18 protein-coding genes are annotated in these 20,065 nt (G+C 70.7%); 8 read left to right on the top strand and 10 right to left on the bottom strand.

Annotated elements, in window-relative coordinates:
* Positions 1-67 precede the first annotated feature (67 nt).
* Both AC3EO4_RS09075 and AC3EO4_RS09070 read left to right on the top strand, forming a co-directional pair.
* Positions 68-247, top strand: coding sequence for a hypothetical protein (locus tag AC3EO4_RS09075; protein ID WP_431894820.1), 180 nt, complete (start codon positions 68-70; stop codon positions 245-247).
* A gap of 161 nt (positions 248-408) precedes the next feature.
* Positions 409-924 carry an XdhC family protein gene (locus AC3EO4_RS09070; RefSeq protein ID WP_379575181.1) on the top strand — a complete coding sequence of 172 codons (516 nt, stop codon included), beginning with the start codon at positions 409-411 and terminating at the stop codon, positions 922-924.
* A gap of 28 nt (positions 925-952) precedes the next feature.
* Here the strand turns inward: AC3EO4_RS09070 and AC3EO4_RS09065 are convergent, their stop codons facing one another.
* From AC3EO4_RS09065 to AC3EO4_RS09045, 5 genes are all read right to left on the bottom strand, one after another.
* Positions 953-1,093, bottom strand: a complete 141-nt coding sequence (locus AC3EO4_RS09065) for a hypothetical protein (protein WP_431894818.1) — start codon at positions 1,091-1,093, stop codon at positions 953-955.
* Between the two features lie 262 nt (positions 1,094-1,355).
* Positions 1,356-1,721, bottom strand: a complete 366-nt coding sequence (locus AC3EO4_RS09060) for a hypothetical protein (protein ID WP_431894816.1) — start codon at positions 1,719-1,721, stop codon at positions 1,356-1,358.
* 118 nt (positions 1,722-1,839) lie between these two features.
* Positions 1,840-3,477: a VanW family protein gene (locus AC3EO4_RS09055; RefSeq protein WP_431894815.1), complete on the bottom strand. Its 1,638-nt coding sequence runs from the start codon at positions 3,475-3,477 to the stop codon at positions 1,840-1,842.
* 296 nt (positions 3,478-3,773) lie between these two features.
* Complete coding sequence (locus AC3EO4_RS09050) at positions 3,774-5,942, bottom strand: MMPL family transporter (protein ID WP_431894813.1); 2,169 nt, start codon at positions 5,940-5,942, stop codon at positions 3,774-3,776.
* Between the two features lie 23 nt (positions 5,943-5,965).
* Positions 5,966-6,514, bottom strand: a complete 549-nt coding sequence (locus AC3EO4_RS09045; protein WP_379575184.1) for a TetR/AcrR family transcriptional regulator — start codon at positions 6,512-6,514, stop codon at positions 5,966-5,968.
* A 132-nt stretch (positions 6,515-6,646) separates the two neighbouring features.
* Here AC3EO4_RS09045 and AC3EO4_RS09040 point away from each other — a divergent pair, with 132 nt between their 5' ends.
* Positions 6,647-7,219, top strand: a complete 573-nt coding sequence (locus tag AC3EO4_RS09040; protein WP_379575185.1) for an ArsR/SmtB family transcription factor — start codon at positions 6,647-6,649, stop codon at positions 7,217-7,219.
* Complete coding sequence (locus AC3EO4_RS09035) at positions 7,216-8,478, top strand: MFS transporter (protein WP_379575186.1); 1,263 nt, start codon at positions 7,216-7,218, stop codon at positions 8,476-8,478. The genes AC3EO4_RS09040 and AC3EO4_RS09035 overlap by 4 nt, the downstream gene beginning before the upstream one ends.
* A gap of 31 nt (positions 8,479-8,509) precedes the next feature.
* Here AC3EO4_RS09035 and AC3EO4_RS09030 read toward each other — a convergent pair whose 3' ends face one another.
* Entirely contained in the window at positions 8,510-9,232 is a 723-nt protein-coding gene (locus AC3EO4_RS09030) for a class I SAM-dependent methyltransferase (RefSeq protein WP_431894810.1), read from the bottom strand.
* Between the two features lie 546 nt (positions 9,233-9,778).
* On the opposite strand from AC3EO4_RS09030, the gene AC3EO4_RS09025 reads away from it, so the two are divergent.
* The gene (locus AC3EO4_RS09025) at positions 9,779-10,954 is read left to right on the top strand and encodes a DUF418 domain-containing protein (protein ID WP_431894808.1); all 1,176 of its coding nucleotides are present in this window, start codon (positions 9,779-9,781) and stop codon (positions 10,952-10,954) included.
* Positions 10,955-11,205: 251 nt separating this feature from the next.
* Here the strand turns inward: AC3EO4_RS09025 and AC3EO4_RS09020 are convergent, their stop codons facing one another.
* Positions 11,206-12,525, bottom strand: coding sequence for a phytase (locus tag AC3EO4_RS09020; RefSeq protein ID WP_431894806.1), 1,320 nt, complete (start codon positions 12,523-12,525; stop codon positions 11,206-11,208).
* Positions 12,526-12,775: 250 nt separating this feature from the next.
* On the opposite strand from AC3EO4_RS09020, the gene AC3EO4_RS09015 reads away from it, so the two are divergent.
* Positions 12,776-13,171 carry a hypothetical protein gene (locus AC3EO4_RS09015; protein WP_431894804.1) on the top strand — a complete coding sequence of 132 codons (396 nt, stop codon included), beginning with the start codon at positions 12,776-12,778 and terminating at the stop codon, positions 13,169-13,171.
* A 50-nt stretch (positions 13,172-13,221) separates the two neighbouring features.
* On the opposite strand, the gene AC3EO4_RS09010 is transcribed toward AC3EO4_RS09015, so the two are convergent.
* From AC3EO4_RS09010 to AC3EO4_RS09000, 3 genes are all read right to left on the bottom strand, one after another.
* Positions 13,222-14,268, bottom strand: coding sequence for a magnesium transporter CorA family protein (locus AC3EO4_RS09010; protein ID WP_379575191.1), 1,047 nt, complete (start codon positions 14,266-14,268; stop codon positions 13,222-13,224).
* A gap of 224 nt (positions 14,269-14,492) precedes the next feature.
* The gene (locus AC3EO4_RS09005) at positions 14,493-16,718 is read right to left on the bottom strand and encodes a transglycosylase domain-containing protein (protein WP_431894802.1); all 2,226 of its coding nucleotides are present in this window, start codon (positions 16,716-16,718) and stop codon (positions 14,493-14,495) included.
* A 9-nt stretch (positions 16,719-16,727) separates the two neighbouring features.
* A complete protein-coding gene (locus AC3EO4_RS09000; RefSeq protein ID WP_431894800.1) occupies positions 16,728-17,036 on the bottom strand; it encodes a hypothetical protein in 309 nt (102 codons plus the stop codon).
* A 1,015-nt stretch (positions 17,037-18,051) separates the two neighbouring features.
* Here AC3EO4_RS09000 and AC3EO4_RS08995 point away from each other — a divergent pair.
* Both AC3EO4_RS08995 and AC3EO4_RS08990 read left to right on the top strand, forming a co-directional pair.
* The gene (locus AC3EO4_RS08995) at positions 18,052-19,605 is read left to right on the top strand and encodes a glycosyl hydrolase family 18 protein (RefSeq protein ID WP_379575194.1); all 1,554 of its coding nucleotides are present in this window, start codon (positions 18,052-18,054) and stop codon (positions 19,603-19,605) included.
* Between the two features lie 70 nt (positions 19,606-19,675).
* Entirely contained in the window at positions 19,676-19,915 is a 240-nt protein-coding gene (locus tag AC3EO4_RS08990; RefSeq protein WP_379575195.1) for a transposase, read from the top strand.
* Positions 19,916-20,065 lie beyond the last annotated feature (150 nt).

Raw genomic sequence — 20,065 nt, 5'->3', positions numbered from 1 at the left:
GCGCGCGAATGGTCTCGTCCGGTTCCACCTGGGGCGTGTCGAAGTACATGAGGGTCATCCTGGTCGTGTGCGAGCAGACCAGCCCGGCCGATCCTGCAGGCAGCGCGCCATGGACTACGACGAAGGCCAGTACAAGTACTACGCGGGACCTCGCTCGCTGCCCGCCGGGGGCCGATGCATCCTCGCGATGGGCAAGATCTACTCGACTGAGGTGCGCACGTCGCCCATGGCCTCTCACTGCGGGTAGCCGCCGGAGGTCTTCCGTCACCACGGCCGCCCGGGCTCGCGCCGCCATGGTGACCGTGCGTCCGGGAGGCGGGCGCCGCTCTGCCGGGTCCGTCGCGCGAACCGGCCGACATCTCCCGGATGAGCTACACCATCGCCTCGTTCCGGGTGGAGACTGCTGGTATGACCCACAGCCACGATGAGGACCCGGCGTGCGAGGTCGCTCACAGCGATCCGCCCAAGACGGAGACGGGCAGGACGCTGGTGGCCGTCTTCGCCTCGCCGATGGCCGGACACCTGCTGCGGTTCGGTGCGGAGCTGGGGTTCAGGCCGGTCCTGCTGGAGCCTGACCCGGGCCGAGCGCTCGACGGCTTCCCCGCGGTGTCCGAACCCGGCGACTTCCTGGACGGCACCGCCGACGTCGTGCTCACCGACCACCACCGCGAGGAGATCGGACCAGTGCTCCGCGACCTCCTCAAGAGTCCGGCCCGATGGATCGGTATCATGGGCAGCCCGCGCCATACGGGGCCTCACGTGCAGGCGCTGACCGAGCTCGGGGTCCCGCCGGAGGAGATCGCCCGCGTGCACCGCCCTGTCGGGCTCAACATCGGCTCCCGTACGCCCGCGGAGATCGCCCTCGCCACCCTGGCGGGCCTGATCGCCGACAGGAACGGCCGGCCAGGCGGCTTCCACTTCTGAGCCTTGCCGGCCCGGCCGGCCACGGGGTCTACCGGCGCGTGAGCAGGTCGCGCAGGTTCGCGATGCCGCTCGCGGCGGCGGCCGCGAGCGCGAGGACATCCAGTGCGAGACGCACCTGGGTGACCACCAGCCAGGTCAGCAGGCCGGCGCTGGCGGTGATCGCCACCACGAGCAGGAACCAGGTGCTCCTGCTCGGCCACCCGCGTGGTCGCGCTGTCGTCGCCCCACCTGTCGGAGGTCACCGTGGACGGCAGCACGTCGATACCGCTGATCGCCTGCCGAAGCTGCCGCTGACCGGCACCGATCTTCGCGTCGAGGTCGCCGATGAGCGTGTCGAGCTCGGCGACACGGGCCGCGTCCGCGGCGGCCCGCGCCGCACGGTTCGGCGGGACCTTGTCCAGGCCCGCCCATCCGACGGGACCATCCGCGCATCACCTGCCCAGCAGGCCGACGGCCGCCAGGCGCGACACCCCGGTGAACGTCGGCCGATCCGGCCTCTTTCGCCATGCGCGCACCTCGTGGCGCTGAAGGGCCTTCGGCGCGTACCTCAGGAAGAGGCCGGCGTTCGGATGCTCCAGCGCCGCCGCCAGCAGGAGGGCGTCGAGTCGCCCGTGATCGAGCACCTTCACGGCGGTGTCGCCGTCCTGGGGAGAGGCCCACAGCGACGCCCGCGCCACGTAGTCCTCGACGGGCATGGGGAAGAACATCTCCCCGGCCGTGAACCGCAGCACCGGCTCATGCCTGCGCACGAGCCTCAGGACGTCAAGGCCCGCGGGCAGGTCGCGCACGTCCGCCACGTCTCCCCCCGATTTCCCGCTTCACCCCCGGCCTCGCCCCTCCTCGTGGCCGGTGGCGGTGAACCTGTCCCCGTCCTGTTGGGGAGCCCGGCGCCGTGACGACCACGACGGCCTCTCCTCACGTGCACGTCAGGCGCGGTTCGGGGTCGTAGACGGTGTGGAAGCGCTGCTTCCTGACGACCTTGCCGTCCTTTTCGAAGGTCCGCCAGACGTCGATGGCGAATCCCTCGACGCCGGTCATCGGGATGCAGTCGGGCCCGCTGTCCGTGGTCGTGGGAAAGCTCTTCACGTTGTAGCGGGGGGAGCTTTCCGCGTCGATGTCGAACCGCTTGGCGCTCCAGAACTCGACGGTGATCGAGGTGCCGGTGTAGGAGGTCGTGATCAGCACGCCGTACGGAGAGTCGTTGCGCCAGCGGAAGTCGGGCTCGGGGTAGGAGACCGTCGACTCCCTGCCGGCGGGATAACGGGAGATGTAGAACTGGTGCGGCGTGTGCTGGACGTCCTCGAACCCGCCGAAGAAGACGGCGTTGAACATCGTGGTCGCGAACTGGGAGACGCCCCCGCCGACGTCGTCGACGAATCGGCCGTTGAGGATCATCGGCGCCTCGACGAAGCCGCGGGCCCTGTCGCGCCTGCCCACCACGCCGTTCAGCGAGAACGTCTCTCCGGGCTCGACCAGATGGCCGTCGACGATGTCGGCGATGCGGTGGATGTTGGTCACGCGGGGCGCGCAGCAGGGGTGGCGGGTGGTGAACGAGCCGACCCTCTCCCTGACCCCCAGCGTCCCGGCCGCCTGCGTGGTCAGCCGCGGCTGCGTCCGCGTGACGGGGACCTCCGCCGTACGGCTGCCGCCGGCGAGGGCGGCGGAGACCGCCTCGCCGAGCGCGCCCGGGTCGATGCCCGCGCCCGGCCGCCCGGCGATCACCTGCGGCCTGCCTTTCACGATGGCGAACGACGCGTCCTTCGGCCGCCGTCCCGCCGCGATGAGCTGGTTCTGCAGGTCGGCGGCCAGGTCCGCGGAGTCGAAGACGGGCCGCAGGCCGCCCTTGCCGTCGGGGAGCCACCGAAGGTGCGCGGCGAGCCGCGATCGGGACAGGACGGCCCGCTTCGGCCCGGCCGTCAAGGTCAGCGGCGCGGCGACCGCCGTACGCGCCACGGTGGCGGCGGTCCTGCGGACCTGGTCGGCGGACACCGCCGGTGCGACCGGCCTGAGCGGGACCACGATCGGCTCGCTCCCGGACAGGTAGGCCGCGCGGATCGCCCGGGCCGCGCCGGCCCGATCGAGGGCGCGCCCCGGTCTCGGCACCACCGTCTGCGGTTCCGTCCCGCGGTAGAGGACGCTGCCCTGGCGCGGCTTGGTGTCGACCCTTCTGGCCAGTCCGCTGAGCCTGCCCGCCATGCGCGTGCCGTCCACCGCGACGTGAGGGGCGAGGGCGCGCGTCCCGAAGAGCGAGCGGGCCACCCCCGCGGGAGTGGTGGCCCCGTCCATGGCGAGGGCGACCGTCGCCCGCGCGTCGAAGGCGAGACCGAGTTCCGCGGGGGTCATGGTGATCGTGGTGTCGTCTGCCCTGATCGCGAGCGGTCGGGAGGCGCGCTGTTCGAACGCCTTCTCCAGGCGCGCCCGAGCGCCTGCCGGTGACAGCCCGCCGAGGTGCACACCGCCGACGCTGGTGCCCGGCGGCACCTGTCCGGAGAGCGTGAGGGCCGCCACGCCGTAGACGAGCGCTGGGACACCCGCGAGAGCGGCGAGGATCACGGCGACGCGGGAGCGCGTGCTCGTCGGCGCGGCCCACATCAGCCGGTCGCCGGCCGGAAGAGCGCGGAGAAGGTCCGCCCGCCGTTCCTCGGTTCCAGGACCGTGTCGTGTTCGGTGACGGCCGGAAGTCGCCGTGCGTCGGCTGCACGGAGCGGGGGACGCTTTCCACCCATGGGACGACCTCGCTGGAGATTCGAGCTTCTCCAACAGTCTACTATGAGCCTTCGTAGAAGATCTCGGCTGGTGAGGAGCCTGTGGCCGCCCCGCCCAGGTGCGAGGGCGGCCCGGACAGGGTGTCAGACCGTGACGGCCTCCTGGTCGGCGTCGCGCTCCTGGGTGGCCAGTTTCCCGTGCAGACTCTCGCCTTCGATGTCGAGGTTCGGCAGGATCCGGTCGACGGGGCGGGGCAGCCACCAGGCCGCGCGGCCGAGGAAGGACATCACGGCCGGCACCAGCGTCAGGCGGACGACGAACGCGTCGACGAGCACTCCGACGGCCAGCGCGAAGCCCATGGATTTGATGATCGGATCGTGCATGAAGACGAATCCGCCGAAGACGGCGGTCATGATCAGCGCGGCGGCGGTGACGACGCGGGCGTTGTGGCCCAGGCCGTTGACGGTGGCCTGCTGAGGGCTGTCGCCGTGGACGAAGTCCTCGCGCATGCGGGAGACGAGAAACACCTCGTAGTCCATGGCCAGCCCGAACAGGATGCCGATGAGCAGGATCGGCAGGAAGCTCACCAGCGGTCCAGGAACCTCGACGCCGAACAGGTCGGCCAGGTGCCCCTGCTGGAAGATGGCCACGGTGATGCCGAACGTGGCGCCCACGGTGAGCAGGAAGCCCAGCGCCGCCTTGAGGGGCACCAGCAGGGAGCGGAAGACCAGCATGAGCAGCAGGATCGACAGCCCCGCGACGAGCAGCAGGTAGACGGGCATCGCCTCGGCGAGTTTCGCCGACACGTCGATGCCGATGGCGGTGACGCCGGACAGGGCGATGTCGGCGCCCTCGATGCCGGCCACGCGCTCCCGGATGGTGCGCACGAACTGCTCCGTGGCCGCGTCGGTGGGGCCGGTCTTGGGGATGATGGTCATCAGCACGGTGGTGCCCCGCGGATTGGCCTGCGGAGGGGAGACCGCGAGCGCGCCCGCGTCGTAGATCAGCTTCGCGGCCTTCTGGGCGGCCTCGCCGGTGGCCTGGGCCTCGTCGCCGGAGACGATGGCGATCAGCCGGCCGTTGAAGCCGGGCCCGAATCCCTCGCCGATCAGGTCGTAGGCCTCGCGGGCCGCGGTGCCGGAGGCGGCGGTGCCTGCGTCGGGCAGTGCCAGGCGCATGTCCTGGGCGGGCAGGGCCAGCGCGCCCAGCCCCACGACACCCGCCAGCAGGATCGGAACGCGCAGCCGGACGGCGATCCTGCCCCAGCGGAAACCGAATCCCTCACGCCCGGGATGGGACGCCTGCCCGTCGAACCGCCCGCGCCGCCCGCGCGGCAGGACGCGGAGACCGGCGAAGCCGAGCATGGCGGGCAGCAGGGTCAGGGCGACCAGGACGGCCAGCGCGATCGTACCCGCCGCGGCCAGACCCATGATGCTCAGGAAGGGAATGCCGACCACGGAGAGGCCGGCCAGTGCGATGACGACGGTGGCGCCTGCGAAGACCACGGCCGAACCCGCCGTGCCTGTCGCGCGCCCGGCGGCCTCCTCCTCCGCCACGCCTTCGGCGAGGTACTGGCGGTAGCGGGAGGTGATGAACAGCGAGTAGTCGATCCCGACCGCCAGCCCCAGCATCAACGCCAAAATGGGCGCGGTGCTGGTCAGCTCCAGCACGCCGCTGAGGGCGAACAGCCCTGCCATCCCCGCCCCCACGCCGATCAGCGCGTTCAGCAGCGTCATGCCTGCGGCGACCAGGGAGCCGAAGGTGACGACGAGGACCACGGCGGCGACCAGCACGCCGAGCGCCTCGGTGGAACCCACCTCCACCTCGGCCTTCATGACCTCACCGCCGTGCTCCACCCGGAGCCCGCGCGCGGAGGCGCCGACCCGCTCGTACGCGGCGCGCTGAGCGTCGGTGACCTCGTCGAGAGGGGTGTCGAACTGGACCTGGACCAGCGCGTAGCGGCCGTCTGGAGTGACCGAGCCGACCTTGAACGGGTCGATGGCGGCGATCACGCCGGGAACCCCGCCTGCCTCCCGCACGACGGCCCCGACCGCGACAGGGTCGAGTTTCCGCCCTTCGGGCGCCGCGATGACGATGGTGCCGGTCACGCCACCGGCCTGCGGGAACTGCTCGCGCAGGGAGTCGAGAGCCCGCTGGGACTCCGTGCCGGGGATCGAAAAATTGTCAGTGGTGGGGCCCATGAAGGCGGCGGCCGCCCCACCCAGCACAGCAAGCAGGACCAGCCAGACGGCGAGCACACGCCCTCGGCGGCGGAAGGAGAACCGGCCGAGCCGGTACAGCACAGAAGCCATGAAAGTGTTGTCTCTCTCGAAGGTCAGCGGGGGTCGCGGCCGAGCGTGCGCAGGGCGCCGCTGATCAGCTCGGTACGCAGGTCCTGATCCGGGACCGGCACGTCGCCGGCGCAGGTGACGGAGACCGCGCCGATGACCATGTAGGCGGTGACCAGGCTCCTGGAGTCGGTCGAGCCGTCCACCATCGCGGCCATCAGCCGCGCCACGATGGCGGGCACAGCACCCAGCGCCGGATGGCCGGCCAGCACGGGAATGTCCTGGAACAGGACCTTGACCTCGCGCCGGAACCGCATGGCCAGGTCGACGAAACCAGTGATGGCCGCTTCCATGGCCTGGCCTCCTTCCAAACCGGAGAGCCGGGCGTCCAGCTCGCCCAGCCCTTCGCCGGCAGGGGTCAGCAACTCGGCGAGGATCGCCTCTTTGCTGACGAAGTAGTAGAGCAAGGACGCCTTCGAACAGCCGACCACCTGAGCGATGTCGTGCAGCGAGGTGCCCTTGTAGCCGCGCGTGGCGAAGAGATCCAACGCCGAGTGCAGGATGTGGCCGCGCAGAGCGGAAGGGGGACGTGCCATATCCCCACAATAGCTGTCCGATCGGTCAGATCTGACCGATCGGACAGGGAATGCGTTGTGGCCTTCCTCACTGTCGGATCAGATGCACAAGAGGTATTGCACAATGATCCTTGTGTATCTAGAGTGGCCGCCATGTCCGAGACCAGCCCTTCGATCACCGACTCCCGGGTGCTCGCCGCCATGGCGCATCCCGTCCGCCGGCGCCTGCTCGACCTGCTGAAACTGAACGGCCCCGCCACCGCGAGCACGCTCGCCGAGCACACAGGAGAGGCGGTCGGCAACATCAGCCACCACCTGCGTGCCCTGGCCGGCGCGGGACTGATAGAGGAGGCCCCCGAGCTGGCTCGCGACCGGCGCGAACGCTGGTGGCGGCGGACCTCACAGAACCTGTGCTGGTCCTCTGCCGACTTCGCCGAGGACGCCGCGGGAGAGGCGATCGCGCGCGCCCTGGAGTCGCTCAACCTGGAACGGCAGGTCGGCCACGTACGGCGCTGGGCCGATCAGCCGCAGTCCGAGCAGGAACGCTGGCAGCGCGGTCCGTTCTCCACCGAGATCTGGCTGACCGTGACCGACGACGAACTCGCGCAGTTCGCCGCCGAGATCATCGGCGTGATGAACCGGTGGGCCGAGCGCGAGATACCCGACGACGGTCAGGAACGCGCCACCGTCTTCACCTTCGCCCGCGGCGTTCCCGGGCAGCCATGACCACGACCCAGGCCCTTCGTCCGCCCCGTTTCGGGCTCCTGCGCCGGCGCGACTTCCGGCTGCTGTGGCTGGGCGAGAGCGCCAGCAGCCTGGGCAGCGCCGTCACCGGCGTCGCGCTGCCCCTGGTGGCGGTGACCGTGCTGCATTCCTCGGCGTTCGCGGTCAGCGTGCTGGCCGCCGCCGTCTGGCTGCCGTGGCTGCTGGTGGGCCTGCCCGCGGGCGCCTGGGTGGACCGGCTCTCGCGGCGCAGGGTGATGCTGGTCGCCGACTGGGTGTCGATGGCGGCCTTCCTCAGCGTGCCGATCGCGGCCATGTCAGGCGTCCTGACGATCGGCCAGCTCATCGCCGTGGCCTTCGCCGCGGGCACGGCGAAGGTGTTCTTCGCCACCGCGTACCGGGCCTACCTGCCGTCGCTGGTCGACGGGCCCGACCTGCTCGAGGCCAACGCCAAGCTGCAGGGCAGCGAGCAGGTCGCGAACCTGGTCGGACCCGGCCTCGCGGGGCTGCTCGCCCAGTTCGTCTCCGCGCTGGGCGGCCTGGTCGTGGACGCGGTGAGCTTCGCCGTGTCGGCTCTGTGCCTGATGGGTGTCAAGCGCACCGAGGTCGTGGAGCCGCGCCCGCGGCGACGGCTGCGCAGCGAGATCAGGTACGGCCTGCGGACCGTCGTCCGTGACCCGCTGCTGCGCGGCAACATGCTCTACGGATGCGTGGCCAACCTGGCGCTGACCGGCTATCAGTCGCTGCTGGTGATCTTCCTGATCGGCGACGTCGGGCTGTCCGCCGGAGTGACGGGTGCGCTGATCGCGGCCACCAGCGTGGGCGGAGTCGTCGGCGCCTTCGCCGCCCGGCCGATGGCGGCGCGGCTGGGCAGCGCGCGGGCCGTCCTGCTGGGCAAGGCAGGACTGGCGCCGCTGGGCCTGCTGATCGCCCTGGCGGACCGGGGTGCGGGCCTGGTGGCGTTCGTCGTCGCCAGCATCGCGATCATCGGCGGCATCGTCGCCGGCAATGTGATCTTCGCGGGCTTCATGCAGAGCTACGTGCCGACCGAGGTGATGGGCCGGGTGACCACCAGCGCCCAGGTGGTCAACTTCGGCGCCATCCCACTCGGCGCCATGCTGGCAGGCACCCTCGCCACGGCGCTCTCCGTGCGGGCGGCCCTGGTCGTGATGCTGGGCATCTTCGCGCTGAGCGGACTGATCCTGCTGGCGAGCCCGCTGCGCCGCCTCCGGGACCTGCCCGCCACCCGGATGGACACGTAGCTCACGTCGCCTCCCGGCGACCTCACCGGCGTCAGGTCGCCCGGACGGGCGCCGCCGGGCGCCGGAAGAGCGCGGCCACGAGGAACGGGACGCCGAAGACAGGTGCGTCAGACGGCTGCTCCTCCATGCGCCGCACCTCGATCTCGGTGAAGTCGGAGAAGATCCAGCGCAGCGCGTCGGGTGTGTAGGCCAGGCCGCCGTCCAGCCGACCCTGGCGGTAGAACTCCTCGTCGGGAAGCTCGGACCCCATGGCGCCCGCGGCGAAGCAGGTGAGGGCGAGGTGGCCGCCGGGGGCGAGCACCCGGTCCAGCAGGTCCAGGTAGCTCACCCGGCGGTGCGGCGGCAGGTGGTGAAGGCAGCCGGAGTCATAGACCAGGTCGTACGGTCCGGCGACCCGCTCGGTGGTGAAGGCGTCGCCGCAGTGGAAGCGGACATCGGCGCCCGCCTCGCGGGCCCGCTCCTCGCCCCATGCCACGGCGGCGGGGGAGAGGTCGACGGCGTCCACCTCGAAGCCGAGCGAGGCCAGGTGGATGGCGTTGCGGCCGGGTCCGCAGCCGAGGTCCAGGGCGCGCCCCGGAGCGAGCAGTCCCCGCTCGAAGTAGGACACCAGGCTCTCGTCCGGCTTGGTCACGAAGAAGGGGACCGGTTTCGAGCGGTCGGAGTAGAAACGGTCCCACCACGCCGAGGCGTCCTTCGTCCACCGGTCGGCTTCCGACGCGAACAGCCGGTCCAGCAGACCCAGAACATCATCCATGGTGCGGATAGTCCGGTTCACTCAGAACCTCCCCGAACGGTGGCCGCCGCGCGCGGCCGACCCTCTGATCGTAGTGGCCGCCCGGCGTGTTTCCCCTGGTCGAAGGACCTTTGCCCGGGCTCGCGGGGCGCCGCGGAAGGCCGTACAAGCGCTCTCCCAGCGCCTTCCCGGACGGCCGCGCACCACCACCCCGGGCGCACCCTCCCGGCCCGGCGGCCCTCTCGTGAGGGGCGGCCACGGGCATCTCAGCCGCGCCGCAGGACCTGCTCAGGGAGGGGTGATGAGTGGTCTTGGTCACATCCCATGGATCGTGCCGGCGGCGCGGCTCGCGTCGGCGGTCCGGCCATCGAACCGGCGAGCGTGACCCGTCGGCGGTCCGGCCATGAACCGCCGAGCGCGACCCGTCGGCAGCCCGGCCATCGAACCGGTCGGCGTGGCCGGGGCGGCCGCCGGGCCAGGGAACCGGCCGAAAGTACCGGGGGGAGCGGCGCGACCCTGCTTTCGCCCGATGCCGGCATCGGGCCGGCGCGCGCAGGATGAGGCCCCATGCCACGTGAAGACTTTCCCGCCGACGCCGCGAGCCGACGGCCTGACCGGGCGTTCCGGCAGCCGCCCTGCTCTGACCGGCCGCCGTACGAACCTCCCGCGGAGCCGGGTCACGAGTCCTGGCCCGCGGGCGACCAGCGCCTCCACCGCCCGCGCCACGACGGCGGCGACGAAGCCTCCGCGAGGACCTCCCCGGGCCGCCCGCGGATCGCCGCGCTCGACGTGGTACGCGGGTTCGCGCTGGGCGGGATCCTGCTGGCCAACATCCAGCCGATCGCGAGCGTCGGCGGGGTCGTCCTTCCCCCGAGCTCACAGCCGAGCCCCACGGACGCGTGGATGGGACTGCTCGTCGGGCAGCGCTTCTTCCCGATCTTCTCCCTGCTGTTCGGCATCGGCTTCTCGCTGCTGCTGGACTCCGCCAGGGGCCGCACCGCCCGCCCGAGGGTGCTCCTGCTCCGCCGGTTGCTGGTACTGCTCACGCTCGGCCTGGCACACCATGTGCTGCTGTGGGAGGGTGACATCCTGGCCGTCTACGCCATCGTCGGCCTGCTCGTGCTGCTGCCCTCGACCTGGCTGCCGCGATGGGCCGTGGCGGGTCTGGCCCCCGTGCTCCTGGCGGTCTCGCTGATCCTCGGAGGCGGGCCCTTCGCGCTGGTTCCCGGGCTGTTCCTGCTGGGCTCGGCCCTGACGCGGTACGGGGTGGTCGACCGGATCGAGCGTTCCATCCGGGTGCCGGCCGTGCTGGGCCTGGCGCTGGCGGCGGGGGCCGCACCCGTGGTGTGGTGGCAGGCGGGCTCGCGGTCCGACGGCCCGGCGTTCGGTCTCGCGATGGCGGTGGCCGGGCTGCTGCTCGCGGGGGCCTACATCTGCGTCCTGCTGGTCCTGCTCAGGACGCCGCTCCGGCCGGCGCTGCGGGCCGTCTTCGCGCCGCTGGGCCGGATGGCGCTGACCAACTACCTGACCGCCACGATCCTGGTTCTGGCGGTCGGTCGCGTGCTCGGCGGCCGGCCGGACGGCTGGTCCTCGACGACGGTGCTCCTGATCGCCGCCGCCGTCCTCACCGTCCAGTGGCTGTGGTCCACCCTGTGGCTGCGCCGGTACAGCCAGGGCCCTGTCGAGTGGCTCTGGCGCTGGGCCACCTGGGCCCGTCGCCCGCCTCTGCGCCACACCTCCTGACGATCGCGCGTCCACCCGGGCCTTCGCGGGCGGGCCGGGCCAGCCCCCGCTCGCATCGAGCCGGGGCCTTCGTGCGCCGGGCCAGCCCCCGCCCGCGTCGAGCCGGGGCCTTCGTGCGCCGGGACCGCCCCCGCCCGCGTCGAGCTGGGCCTTCGTGGGCGGGGCCGGGAATGCCCCCGCTCGCATTGACCCTGGGCCTTCGCGGGCGGAGGGCGGTCCCGGCCCGTGAAGGTTGTGATCCCTGGGGCGTCTCAGCGGGGGAGCGGGACGTTCTCCCAGGGGACGAGCTTGAAGTTGGTGTTCTCCCTGTCGCCGTCTGCGGGGGTGTTCCGGCCGTCGTGGACGACGAGGAGGCCGTGCGCGTAGCGGCCGAGCGGCCGGTCGACCACCATCGCGCCGTCGCTGTGCTCGGTGCCGTCGATGCCCTTGCCCGGGCCCACCCTGAACGAGCCGAGGAAGCGGTTGCTGCCTTCACGGGTGTAGACGGCGAAGGTGCTGTCGCCCTGGCTGGAGGCCAGGAGGTAGCCGCCGCCCTTGCCGTACCAGATGGTCAGGCCCTCGGCGTCGGCCGCGAGGTGCTCGCCGCCGTGGCCGCGCTCCTCGCCGGGGACGCACTCGTCGGTCTTGGGGTCGTAGGTGTCCTGCCGGCCGTACTCCTTGACCTTGTCCATGAGCACGGGCCTGCCCGTCAGGTCGGCGGGCAGGCGCCAGATGCCGACGTCCTCCTGCGCGGCGTACAGGACGTCGCGGCCGCCGTCCACCACCATGCCTTCGATCTGGGGGCGCTCGCCTGGCTCGCCGCACGGCCGCCAGGTGCCGCCGTCCGGGAGCTCGAAGCGGGCGGGCAGGTCGAGGGTGCGGGTCAGGCGGTAGGCGACCCTGCCGTTCCTGGCGGTGAGCCTGGCCAGGCCGAGGCGGGTCTGGTGGCGGCGGCTGACCAGGGCGTAGGCGCGGCCCCCGTCCTGCCAGGTGGCCAGACCGTAGGCGGTCTCCTCCTCGTTGACCTGCCGCTGGGTGCGGTTGAAGACGTACGGCACCGCAGGGTCGGTCACGTCTGTCAGCGTGAGCCCGGCCGGGTCGATGGCGTAGAAGCGCAGCTGGTCGCGGCCTCGGTCGGAGACGACCGCCAGGTCGACGCGGCGGTCGCCGAGGCGGAAGCCGTACACCAGGTCGACGTTGTTGAAGCGGCCGGGCTCGTCGTCCTTGCCTGGCGCGGCCGGGGCGGCGATGTGCTGGAGCCGCTTGCCGCCGAGGTCGTGGACGTACAGGCCGCCTTCCTTGGCGGTGGCGATGATCAGGCTTCGGCCCGACTTCCGCGGGTTGACCCAGATCGCGGGGTCGTCGCCGTTGGCGTTGCCGCCCGCGCCGTCGTCGAAGAGGGCGGGCGTCTCGGCGGCAGGAGCCGCGGAGGGCAGCTCGTCCGCAGATAAGGCGGGCGCGCCGGCGTTCGCGGCGGAGACAGCGGGGAACACGGCGGGAGGTGTGGCGGGGAGTGCGGAGGCGGAGACAGCGGGGAACACGGCGGGGAGTGCGGTGGCGGTCACCGCGAGGGCGGCCAGGAGGGTACGCATGGCGCCGGAGTATGCCCGCCGCACGTGTACTGCCGGTGAACGGCGGGCGCCGGTGCCCGCCGAGGGACTCGCGGGTCTCGCCCATCGCGCCCGGTGCGGCTTGGCGCGTCGTCGGATCCGCCCGATGAGCGCGCGTCCACGCGGTGTCCTGATCACCGCGGCGCGCTCGGGTCCGTCCAGGTCTGGGAGGCGTAGGCGGCGACCTCGGCCCGGTTGCGCAGACCCAGCTTGGCCGCAGGGCGGAGGCATCGTGCTCGTGGCCGGTGAGAAACCGCTCGCCCTCCTCCAGCCGGCCCTGCAGCACGCGCAGGTCGGCGAGGCGGACGAAGGATCCCGACCGGAGCGCCCGGTAGCTGGCGTCGTAGAGGCGCGCCGAGGCGGTGAGTTCGTGTGCGGCCTCGCGGGCCTGCGCGTCACCGCGGTCGGCACCCGGACGGGCACCGTCAGGCTCGCGTCCATCGAGGACCTGGTGCGGATCGAGGCCGACAGCACGCCGCTGCGTGCGCGGATCAGCGAGAAGGTGTACGGCAGAATCCTCAGGGACTCCCTTGAGGCGCTGGGGCGCTTCCGCACGGACACCGGCGTCGAGGTGCCCATCAAGGGACACATCGTCACCGCCGTCCACGCGGATGCCGGGCAGGGCTGAACGCGCGGGATGTCGCCGGATCCGAAGGTCACCGCTGGAAGCTCCTCCGGTCACAGCCAGCCCCGCCGCTTGAACACCGCGAAGAGCGCGGCGGACGCCAGCACCATCACGGCCAGCGCCGACGGATAGCCGTAGGCCCAGCCCAGCTCCGGGATGTGGGCGAAGTTCATGCCGTACACGGTGCCGACGAGGGTCGGGGCGAAGAAGATCGCCGCCCAGGCGGAGATCTTCTTGATCTCCTCGTTCTGGGCGTAGCTCGCCTCGGTCAGGCGCTTGACCTCCGCGTTCTGCGCCTGGCCGACCAGCGCGGCCTTGATGGTGAGGGTGGTCTGGTAGAACTCGATCACCCCTTGGAGATACTCCCTCTCGCCGTCGGCCACGCTGCGGAACCGGTCGAACTGGTCGGCTATGTCGACCACCAGCCGTTGCCCTGCCGGCGAGATGCGGGTGAGGTTGGTCATCCTGCCGTAGATCGCGCCGCTCAGCGCGCCCATGGTGCGTACAGCGAGCAGCCCGTGGCGGGCGCGGAACAGCTCGTTCAGGAACTCCTCGGGCTCGCCGACCTGCCCGCCCGTGACCCGCTGCTCCAGCCGCCACACGTCGCTGGTCACCGTCTCCAGGTAGCTCTCCTGGTTGCGGATCAGGGCGGAGACGATCGCGTACGACAGTTCGAACGGCGTGGCGGGGTGCAGCCGCCCCGCCTCGAGCCGCGCGAGCACCGCCTGGGTCTCGCGCAGGGCCGAGCCAGGCTCGACCGCCGGGTTGATCGGCCCGTGGACGGTCACCAGGTAGTTCCGGCCGATGAACTGGTCGAGCTCGATGAAGTGCACGTGCCCGCGTTTGCCGCGTTCGGGGGCGTGCAGGACGACGAACACGTGGTCGACGTACGCGTGCACCTTGGGCACGCGGTTGCGCTCGACGCAGTCACGGACCGCCATCGGGTGGAAGCCGAACACCTCCGACAGCACGCGGACGGCTTCGCTGTCACAGCTGGAGATGTCGACCCAGACGAGGCCGTCTTCATGGTCGAGCAGCGCTTTCAGTTCTTCGACGGGGCGTTCCTCGACGCCCTCGTCGCCGACCAGGCGAACGTCCATCGGTTCACCCCCCAAGCGAACCTCCGGGTGGCCGGGCAAAGCCGCCCGCGCGTACCCACTGCCCAAGGATCTCGCAAAAACGCTGAAGGCGTCAGCACCGTGCTGATCACGTCGTGGTGCGCGAACGCCTGGGTGTCCGATCACTCAAGGACCGCGAGGCCGCCCGCGCCTACCGTCGGTACATCGCGGTGCCGGTCGCGCTCGGCGAGCGCGACCGGCGGTTGTCACCGGCGGTTGTCACCGCCGGTGGTGACGTCCGCGCCGACGTCCTCCGCGGCACCCTCGTCGTTTGCCGCACCGTCGTCCTCCGCGGCGCCGTCGTCTTCTACGGCGCCGTCGTCCTCCGTGGGGGAGCGCTCGGGGCGGCAGTCGTCCTGGCAGCCGCCGAACCGCTCGGAGTTGACCGGGGTGAACGGCGTCGGCGGGACGTGCCGCAACGCCCCGATCATGGTGTCCTTCCAGATCGGTCCGGGGAGGGTGGCGCCCAGGACCGCCCCGTAGGAGCGCCCGCCGATCGTGACGCCGTTCAGCTTGTGCTCCTGCGAGCCTCGCGGGTCGCCGATGCTGACCGCGCCCGCCAGGTCCGGAGTGAACCCGGCGAACCACGCGGCGGCGTAGTCGTCGGTGGTGCCGGTCTTGCCCGCGGCGTCGCGGCCGATGCCGCCGACGGAACGCATTGTGCCGTTGGTGAACACGCCGGACAGCACGTCGGCCGCTGCGTCGGCGACCTCGGGGTCGAGCGCCTGGCGGCACTTGGGCTTGTACGCGGTGGTCCTGCCGTTCCGGTCGGTGATCCGGGTGATCGCCATCGGCGCGCAGTACCTGCCGCGGGCGCCGATCGCGGCGTACGCGGTGGCCACGGTCACCGGGTCCATCTCGTTGATGCCGAGCGTGAACGTCTCGTACTCCTGGAGCCTGCGCCCGTCGGAGCGGTGGATGCCCAGAGACCTGGCGGTCTCGACCGTGTCGCACAGCCCGACTCGCTGCTCCAGCATCATGAAGAAGGTGTTCACCGAGTTCCAGGTGCCGGTCCGCAGGGTCTTCCAGCCGGGGCTGCCCTCGTCGTTGGTGACGGTGTGGTTCGGGTCACCGATGTTCTGGCCCTTGCAGTTCTTGAACGCCGCGGGTCCCGACGCGCGGAAGCCGGCTCCCGCGGTGAGCCCGTCGTCGAGCTTCATGCCCTTGCCCAGGGCGTTGAGCAGGGTGAAGACCTTGAACGTCGAACCGGCCTGGAAGCCGACGGCGCCACCGTGGGCGGCGTCGGCGACGAGGTTGTAGGAGATCTCGTCCCTGGCCCTGCTGCGGCCGTACGGCCGGCTGGCGGCCATGGCCTTGATGGCCCCTGTGCCCGGCTGGACCAGCGCCTCGGAGGCGACCGGATCGTCGGAGGCGCGCACCCACTTCCTGATGCCCCTGTCGGCCGCCGCCTGCATGGCCGGGTCGATCGTCGTCTTGATCGTCAGGCCGCCGCGGTTGAGGAACGCGAGACGGGCCTTGGTCGTGCTGCCGAAGTCGGGGTTGCTGAGGATCTCGTGACGTACATAAAGGCAGAAGTACGGATATTTGCTGGACTCGCAGCCTCCGGGAAGCTTTGTGCCTTTGTAGCCCAGTTTGGCGGCCTTCGCCTTCGCCGCCTCCTCCGGCGTGATCCTGCCGAGCTCGGCCATCCTGCCCAGCACGACGTTGCGTCGCTTCAGCAGCAGTTCGCGCTGCTTCCTGCCCAGGTTGGGGTCAGTGGCGTTGGGATCCTGCACCGCCCCGGCCAGCGTCGCCGCCTGCGGCAGCGTGAGCGCTTTCGCGTGGACGCCGAAGAACCGCTTGGCCGCGGCCTCGACCCCGTAGGCGCCTGCGCCGAAGTAGGCGATGTTGAGGTACTTCTCCAGGATCTCGTCCTTGGTGTACTTCTTCTCGACCGCGATCGCGTGGCGCAGTTCGTTCAGCTTGCGCGCGTAGCTGGCCGCCAGCGCGTTGTTCCGCTCCTTGTCGGTGGCGGCGGCGTTGAGCAGCACCTGCTTGACGTACTGCTGCGTGATGCTTGACCCTCCCTGGCTCACCCCGCCCGCCTGGAGGTTCCTGGCGAACGCGCGGATCGTGCCCTCGAGGTCGATCGCGCCGTGCTCGTAGAAGCGGTCGTCCTCGATCGAGACGATCGCGGTCTTCATGATGTCGGCTACCTCGTCGAGCCTGACGACCTCGCGGTACTCCTCGTAGAACCGGGCGATCTCGCCGCCCTTGCGGTCCTGCACGATGGTGACCTGGGCCAGCGGCGGCTCGGCCAGATCCTGGGCCGAGATGTTCAGCTCGCCGGTGGCCGACACGAGGCCGACTCCCGCACCTCCCACCGCGGGCGCCACGATCCCCGCCACCACCACGCCCGCCACCGCCCCGACGGCGGCCAGACGCACGATGTTCGACGCGGCCGCCGAACGGCCCTCCCCGTTTCTGCGCATGTCCTCTTCCTAGGAGAGCTCGCCGAGTCCGCGGGCGCGGACGGCGGCGGCCCGGCGGCCGATGTGGATGGGCGCGGCGTCGGCGAACCTGACCACGGCGATGTCGTCGCGGGCGCCGTACGACGAGGCGACCGCGCTCAGGTCGTACAGGGCAGCGACTTCTCCTGACGACGGTGGCCGCAACCGGCCGAGCGTCGCCTGTCCGTTGCGCGCCTCGACCGGCAGGTTCGCGGCGCCTGTGCCGCTCGCCGGGAGGGAACTCGTCAACGTGGCCGCTGCCTGCGCCGCCAAGGGGCGATGGACGCGGAGGTGTCGCATGCCTGTCCTTGCTCTCGACTATCGGAGAGGCAGAAGCAAAGCAGAGCCCGTCTTTCGATGTCTAATACGGTATCGGGGCGAGATTGATCATATTTCGGATATGAATGCAGGTCTGCGCGTCCCGGCCTGTCGTCCGGCCGTCGCCACGGCGCCGGCGTCGGACCAGCAGTGAGGCGCCTGTCGCGGGGGCGTGGCAGCATCGGCCAGCTGTTCGATCTCCGCCCATCCTCCTTCCCCGGCCCAGGACTACGGCCTGAGCTGCATGGTCTGGGGGGCTGCATGGCCTGGGGATGCGCCCCCGGATCACCAGGGACGTCTCGACAGGCCGTATTACATAGACGAAGACGTTCGGCATCGACTTTCGGCAGGAAGAGCCACCGGCGTATTCGCCTGTGTGACATTCACGGTCGGCATTCCTTCGGTGTCTCCGGCGGCCGGCTGACGAGCGCGCGTATTGGCGAGGTGGCTCTCGGGCATGCCCTGCCTTTTCGACGCCGGTATCCCGGCCGTGGCGATTGACCTCATCGCCCGGTCGAGCGGCTGAACCGCCACTTCAAACCCGCGGTGGAACGGAAGCGAAAGAGCCGCACCATGACCACAGTCAGCCCGAGCTCCGCGGGAACCCCAGAGGACCAGCACGAGCCGAGGTGTGTCTGAAGCGAGGCGGCCACCGAAGCGGCGCACCACGCACCGGGGCCGAGGCCGCGATATATGGCGCCGCTATGGAAAACCGGTATGGAAGTCGAATCCGAACAACATTCCATCTGGTCGCCGAACGTCATGCCACGTCACGAGCTTTCTTGAAAGCCGCTCAGAGGGCGGGTCGCTCGACAGAATCCGGCAATGGTGACGCAAGGCAGATCGTTGACATATGCGGGCAGGGCCAGTCATGGACTTTGACAGTAAATATCCTGATAATTCGGGTCAGCTTGGCGCGAGCCCTGGCCTCGCAACTCCACTTCTCCGTCGTGTCCGGTGACCTGTCGCGCCTCGAGCGACAGAAGGGTCGTCCCTCATGAAGCGAACATCGCGTCTTCTCGTGCTGGCCGTATCGTTATTTCTGGCGATCGTGGGCGTGTTCGTGACGAATACGTCCGCCCAAGCCGCCAATCTCCTGGTCAACCCGGGTTTCGAGACCGGGACTCTCTCTCCCTGGTCCTGCGGCGGCGGGCTGGGATCGGTCGTCGGCACCCCGGTCCGTTCCGGCTCGAAGGCGCTCGCCGGAGCGGCGAGCGGTTCCGACAACGCGAAGTGCACCCAGTCGGTGACCGTACGGCCGAACACCGCCTACACGCTCACGGCCTGGGTGCGTGGAAGCTACGTCTACCTGGGCGTCACCGGCGGCGGGTCAGGCTGGACATCCTCGCCGGCGGCCTACACGCAGCTGTCCGTCTCCTTCACCACCGCCTCAGGCCAGACCACCGCCGAGGTCTATCTGCACGGCTGGTACGGCCAGGGCACCTACTACGCCGACGACGTCAGTTTCGACGGCCCAGGAGGCCAGACCCCGACCCCGACGGTCACCCCGACCCCCACTCCCACCCCGACCCCGAGCCCGACCCCGACCGTCACGCCTACGGTCACTCCCACGCCGACGCCGACGCCGACCGACACCACCTGCCCGGTGAAGGCACGGCCCGCCGGCAAGGTTCTGCAGGGGTACTGGGAGAACTGGGACGGCGCGATCAACGGCGTGCACCCGCCGTTCGGCTGGACCCCCATCACCGACCCCCGGATCAAGGCTCACGGCTACAACGTGATCAACGCCGCGTTCCCCGTCATCCGCTCCGACGGCACCGTCCTGTGGGAGGACGGCATGGACGCCACCGTCAAGGTCGCCACCCCGGCCGAGATGTGCCAGGCCAAGGCGCAGGGGGCGACGATCCTGATGTCCATCGGCGGCGCGGCCGCGGGCATCGACCTCGGCTCCAGCGCAGTCGCCGACCGCTTCGTCGCGACCGTCGTGCCGATTCTCAAGCGCTACAACTTCGACGGCATAGACATCGACATCGAGACCGGGCTCACCGGCAGCGGCAACATCAACCAGCTGTCGGCCTCGCAGGCCAACCTCATCCGCATCATCGACGGCGTGCTCGCCCAGATGCCGCCCACCTTCGGCCTGACCATGGCGCCGGAGACCGCCTACGTGACGGGCGGCAGTGTCGTCTACGGCTCGATATGGGGCGCCTATCTGCCGATCATCAAGAAGTACGCCGACAACGGCCGGCTCTGGTGGCTGAACATGCAGTACTACAACGGCAGCATGTACGGCTGCGCGGGCGACTCCTACTCGGCGGGCACGGTTCAGGGCTTCACCGCGCAGACCACCTGCCTGAACAACGGCCTGGTCGTCCAGGGCGTCACGATCAGGGTCCCGTACGACAAGCAGGTCCCCGGCCTGCCCGCGCAGCCCGGCGCCGGTGGCGGCCACATGAGTCCCGCGCTGGTGAGCCAGAGCTGGAACGCCTTCGGCGGCAACCTCAAGGGCTTGATGACCTGGTCCATCAACTGGGACGGCTCGAAGAGCTGGACGTTCGGCGACAACGTCAAGGCCCTGCAGGGCCGATAGAGGGCCTGTTCGGAGTTGAGATCAGAGGGCTTCGCCTGTGCTTTGGTCTCCGATCCTGTAGGCCATCGACATGGCGCGTGGAGACCTCACCGACGAGGAATGGTCCTTGATCGAGCCTCGCCTGCCCGTGGGCGAGCGAGGCCCGATCCCGGACCTGCGGCAGCAGTTCAACGCGGTGATGTGGCGGTTCCGCACCGGTAGTTCGTGGCGGGATCGGCCCGCCGAGTACGGGCCGTGGTCCATCGCCTACGACCGGTTCCGGTCGTGGGCGATGGCGGGCATCTTCGGGCACCTGATGCACGCCATGTAGGTAGAGCCAGCTCTACCCGTCGATCCTCGACCCAGCACCCATGCGCCCGCGGGTCCGGTCCACTTCAATGAACGGCGGGCCGCGCCTCCTTGGAGGTCGGCGACCACATCGCCCTGGCGTCGGCCCGCCGGCTCGTTTCGGCCGCGTTCA

The organism is Nonomuraea sp. bgisy101 (assembly GCF_057708945.1).
This window is presented reverse-complemented; position numbering and strand designations above follow the sequence as displayed.

Bases quoted from the DNA above. Each gene is read 5' to 3' on its own strand.
- AC3EO4_RS09070 (WP_379575181.1), top strand. From the start codon at position 409: ATGACCCACAGCCACGATGAGGACCCGGCGTGCGAGGTCGCTCACAGC.
- AC3EO4_RS09050 (WP_431894813.1), bottom strand. From the start codon at position 5,942: ATGGCTTCTGTGCTGTACCGGCTCGGCCGGTTCTCCTTCCGCCGCCGA.
- AC3EO4_RS09045 (WP_379575184.1), bottom strand. From the start codon at position 6,514: ATGGCACGTCCCCCTTCCGCTCTGCGCGGCCACATCCTGCACTCGGCG.
- AC3EO4_RS09040 (WP_379575185.1), top strand. From the start codon at position 6,647: ATGTCCGAGACCAGCCCTTCGATCACCGACTCCCGGGTGCTCGCCGCC.
- AC3EO4_RS09035 (WP_379575186.1), top strand. From the start codon at position 7,216: ATGACCACGACCCAGGCCCTTCGTCCGCCCCGTTTCGGGCTCCTGCGC.
- AC3EO4_RS09030 (WP_431894810.1), bottom strand. From the start codon at position 9,232: ATGGATGATGTTCTGGGTCTGCTGGACCGGCTGTTCGCGTCGGAAGCC.
- AC3EO4_RS09025 (WP_431894808.1), top strand. From the start codon at position 9,779: ATGCCACGTGAAGACTTTCCCGCCGACGCCGCGAGCCGACGGCCTGAC.
- AC3EO4_RS09020 (WP_431894806.1), bottom strand. From the start codon at position 12,525: ATGCGTACCCTCCTGGCCGCCCTCGCGGTGACCGCCACCGCACTCCCC.
- AC3EO4_RS09010 (WP_379575191.1), bottom strand. From the start codon at position 14,268: ATGGACGTTCGCCTGGTCGGCGACGAGGGCGTCGAGGAACGCCCCGTC.
- AC3EO4_RS09005 (WP_431894802.1), bottom strand. From the start codon at position 16,718: ATGCGCAGAAACGGGGAGGGCCGTTCGGCGGCCGCGTCGAACATCGTG.
- AC3EO4_RS09000 (WP_431894800.1), bottom strand. From the start codon at position 17,036: ATGCGACACCTCCGCGTCCATCGCCCCTTGGCGGCGCAGGCAGCGGCC.
- AC3EO4_RS08995 (WP_379575194.1), top strand. From the start codon at position 18,052: ATGAAGCGAACATCGCGTCTTCTCGTGCTGGCCGTATCGTTATTTCTG.
- AC3EO4_RS08990 (WP_379575195.1), top strand. From the start codon at position 19,676: ATGGCGCGTGGAGACCTCACCGACGAGGAATGGTCCTTGATCGAGCCT.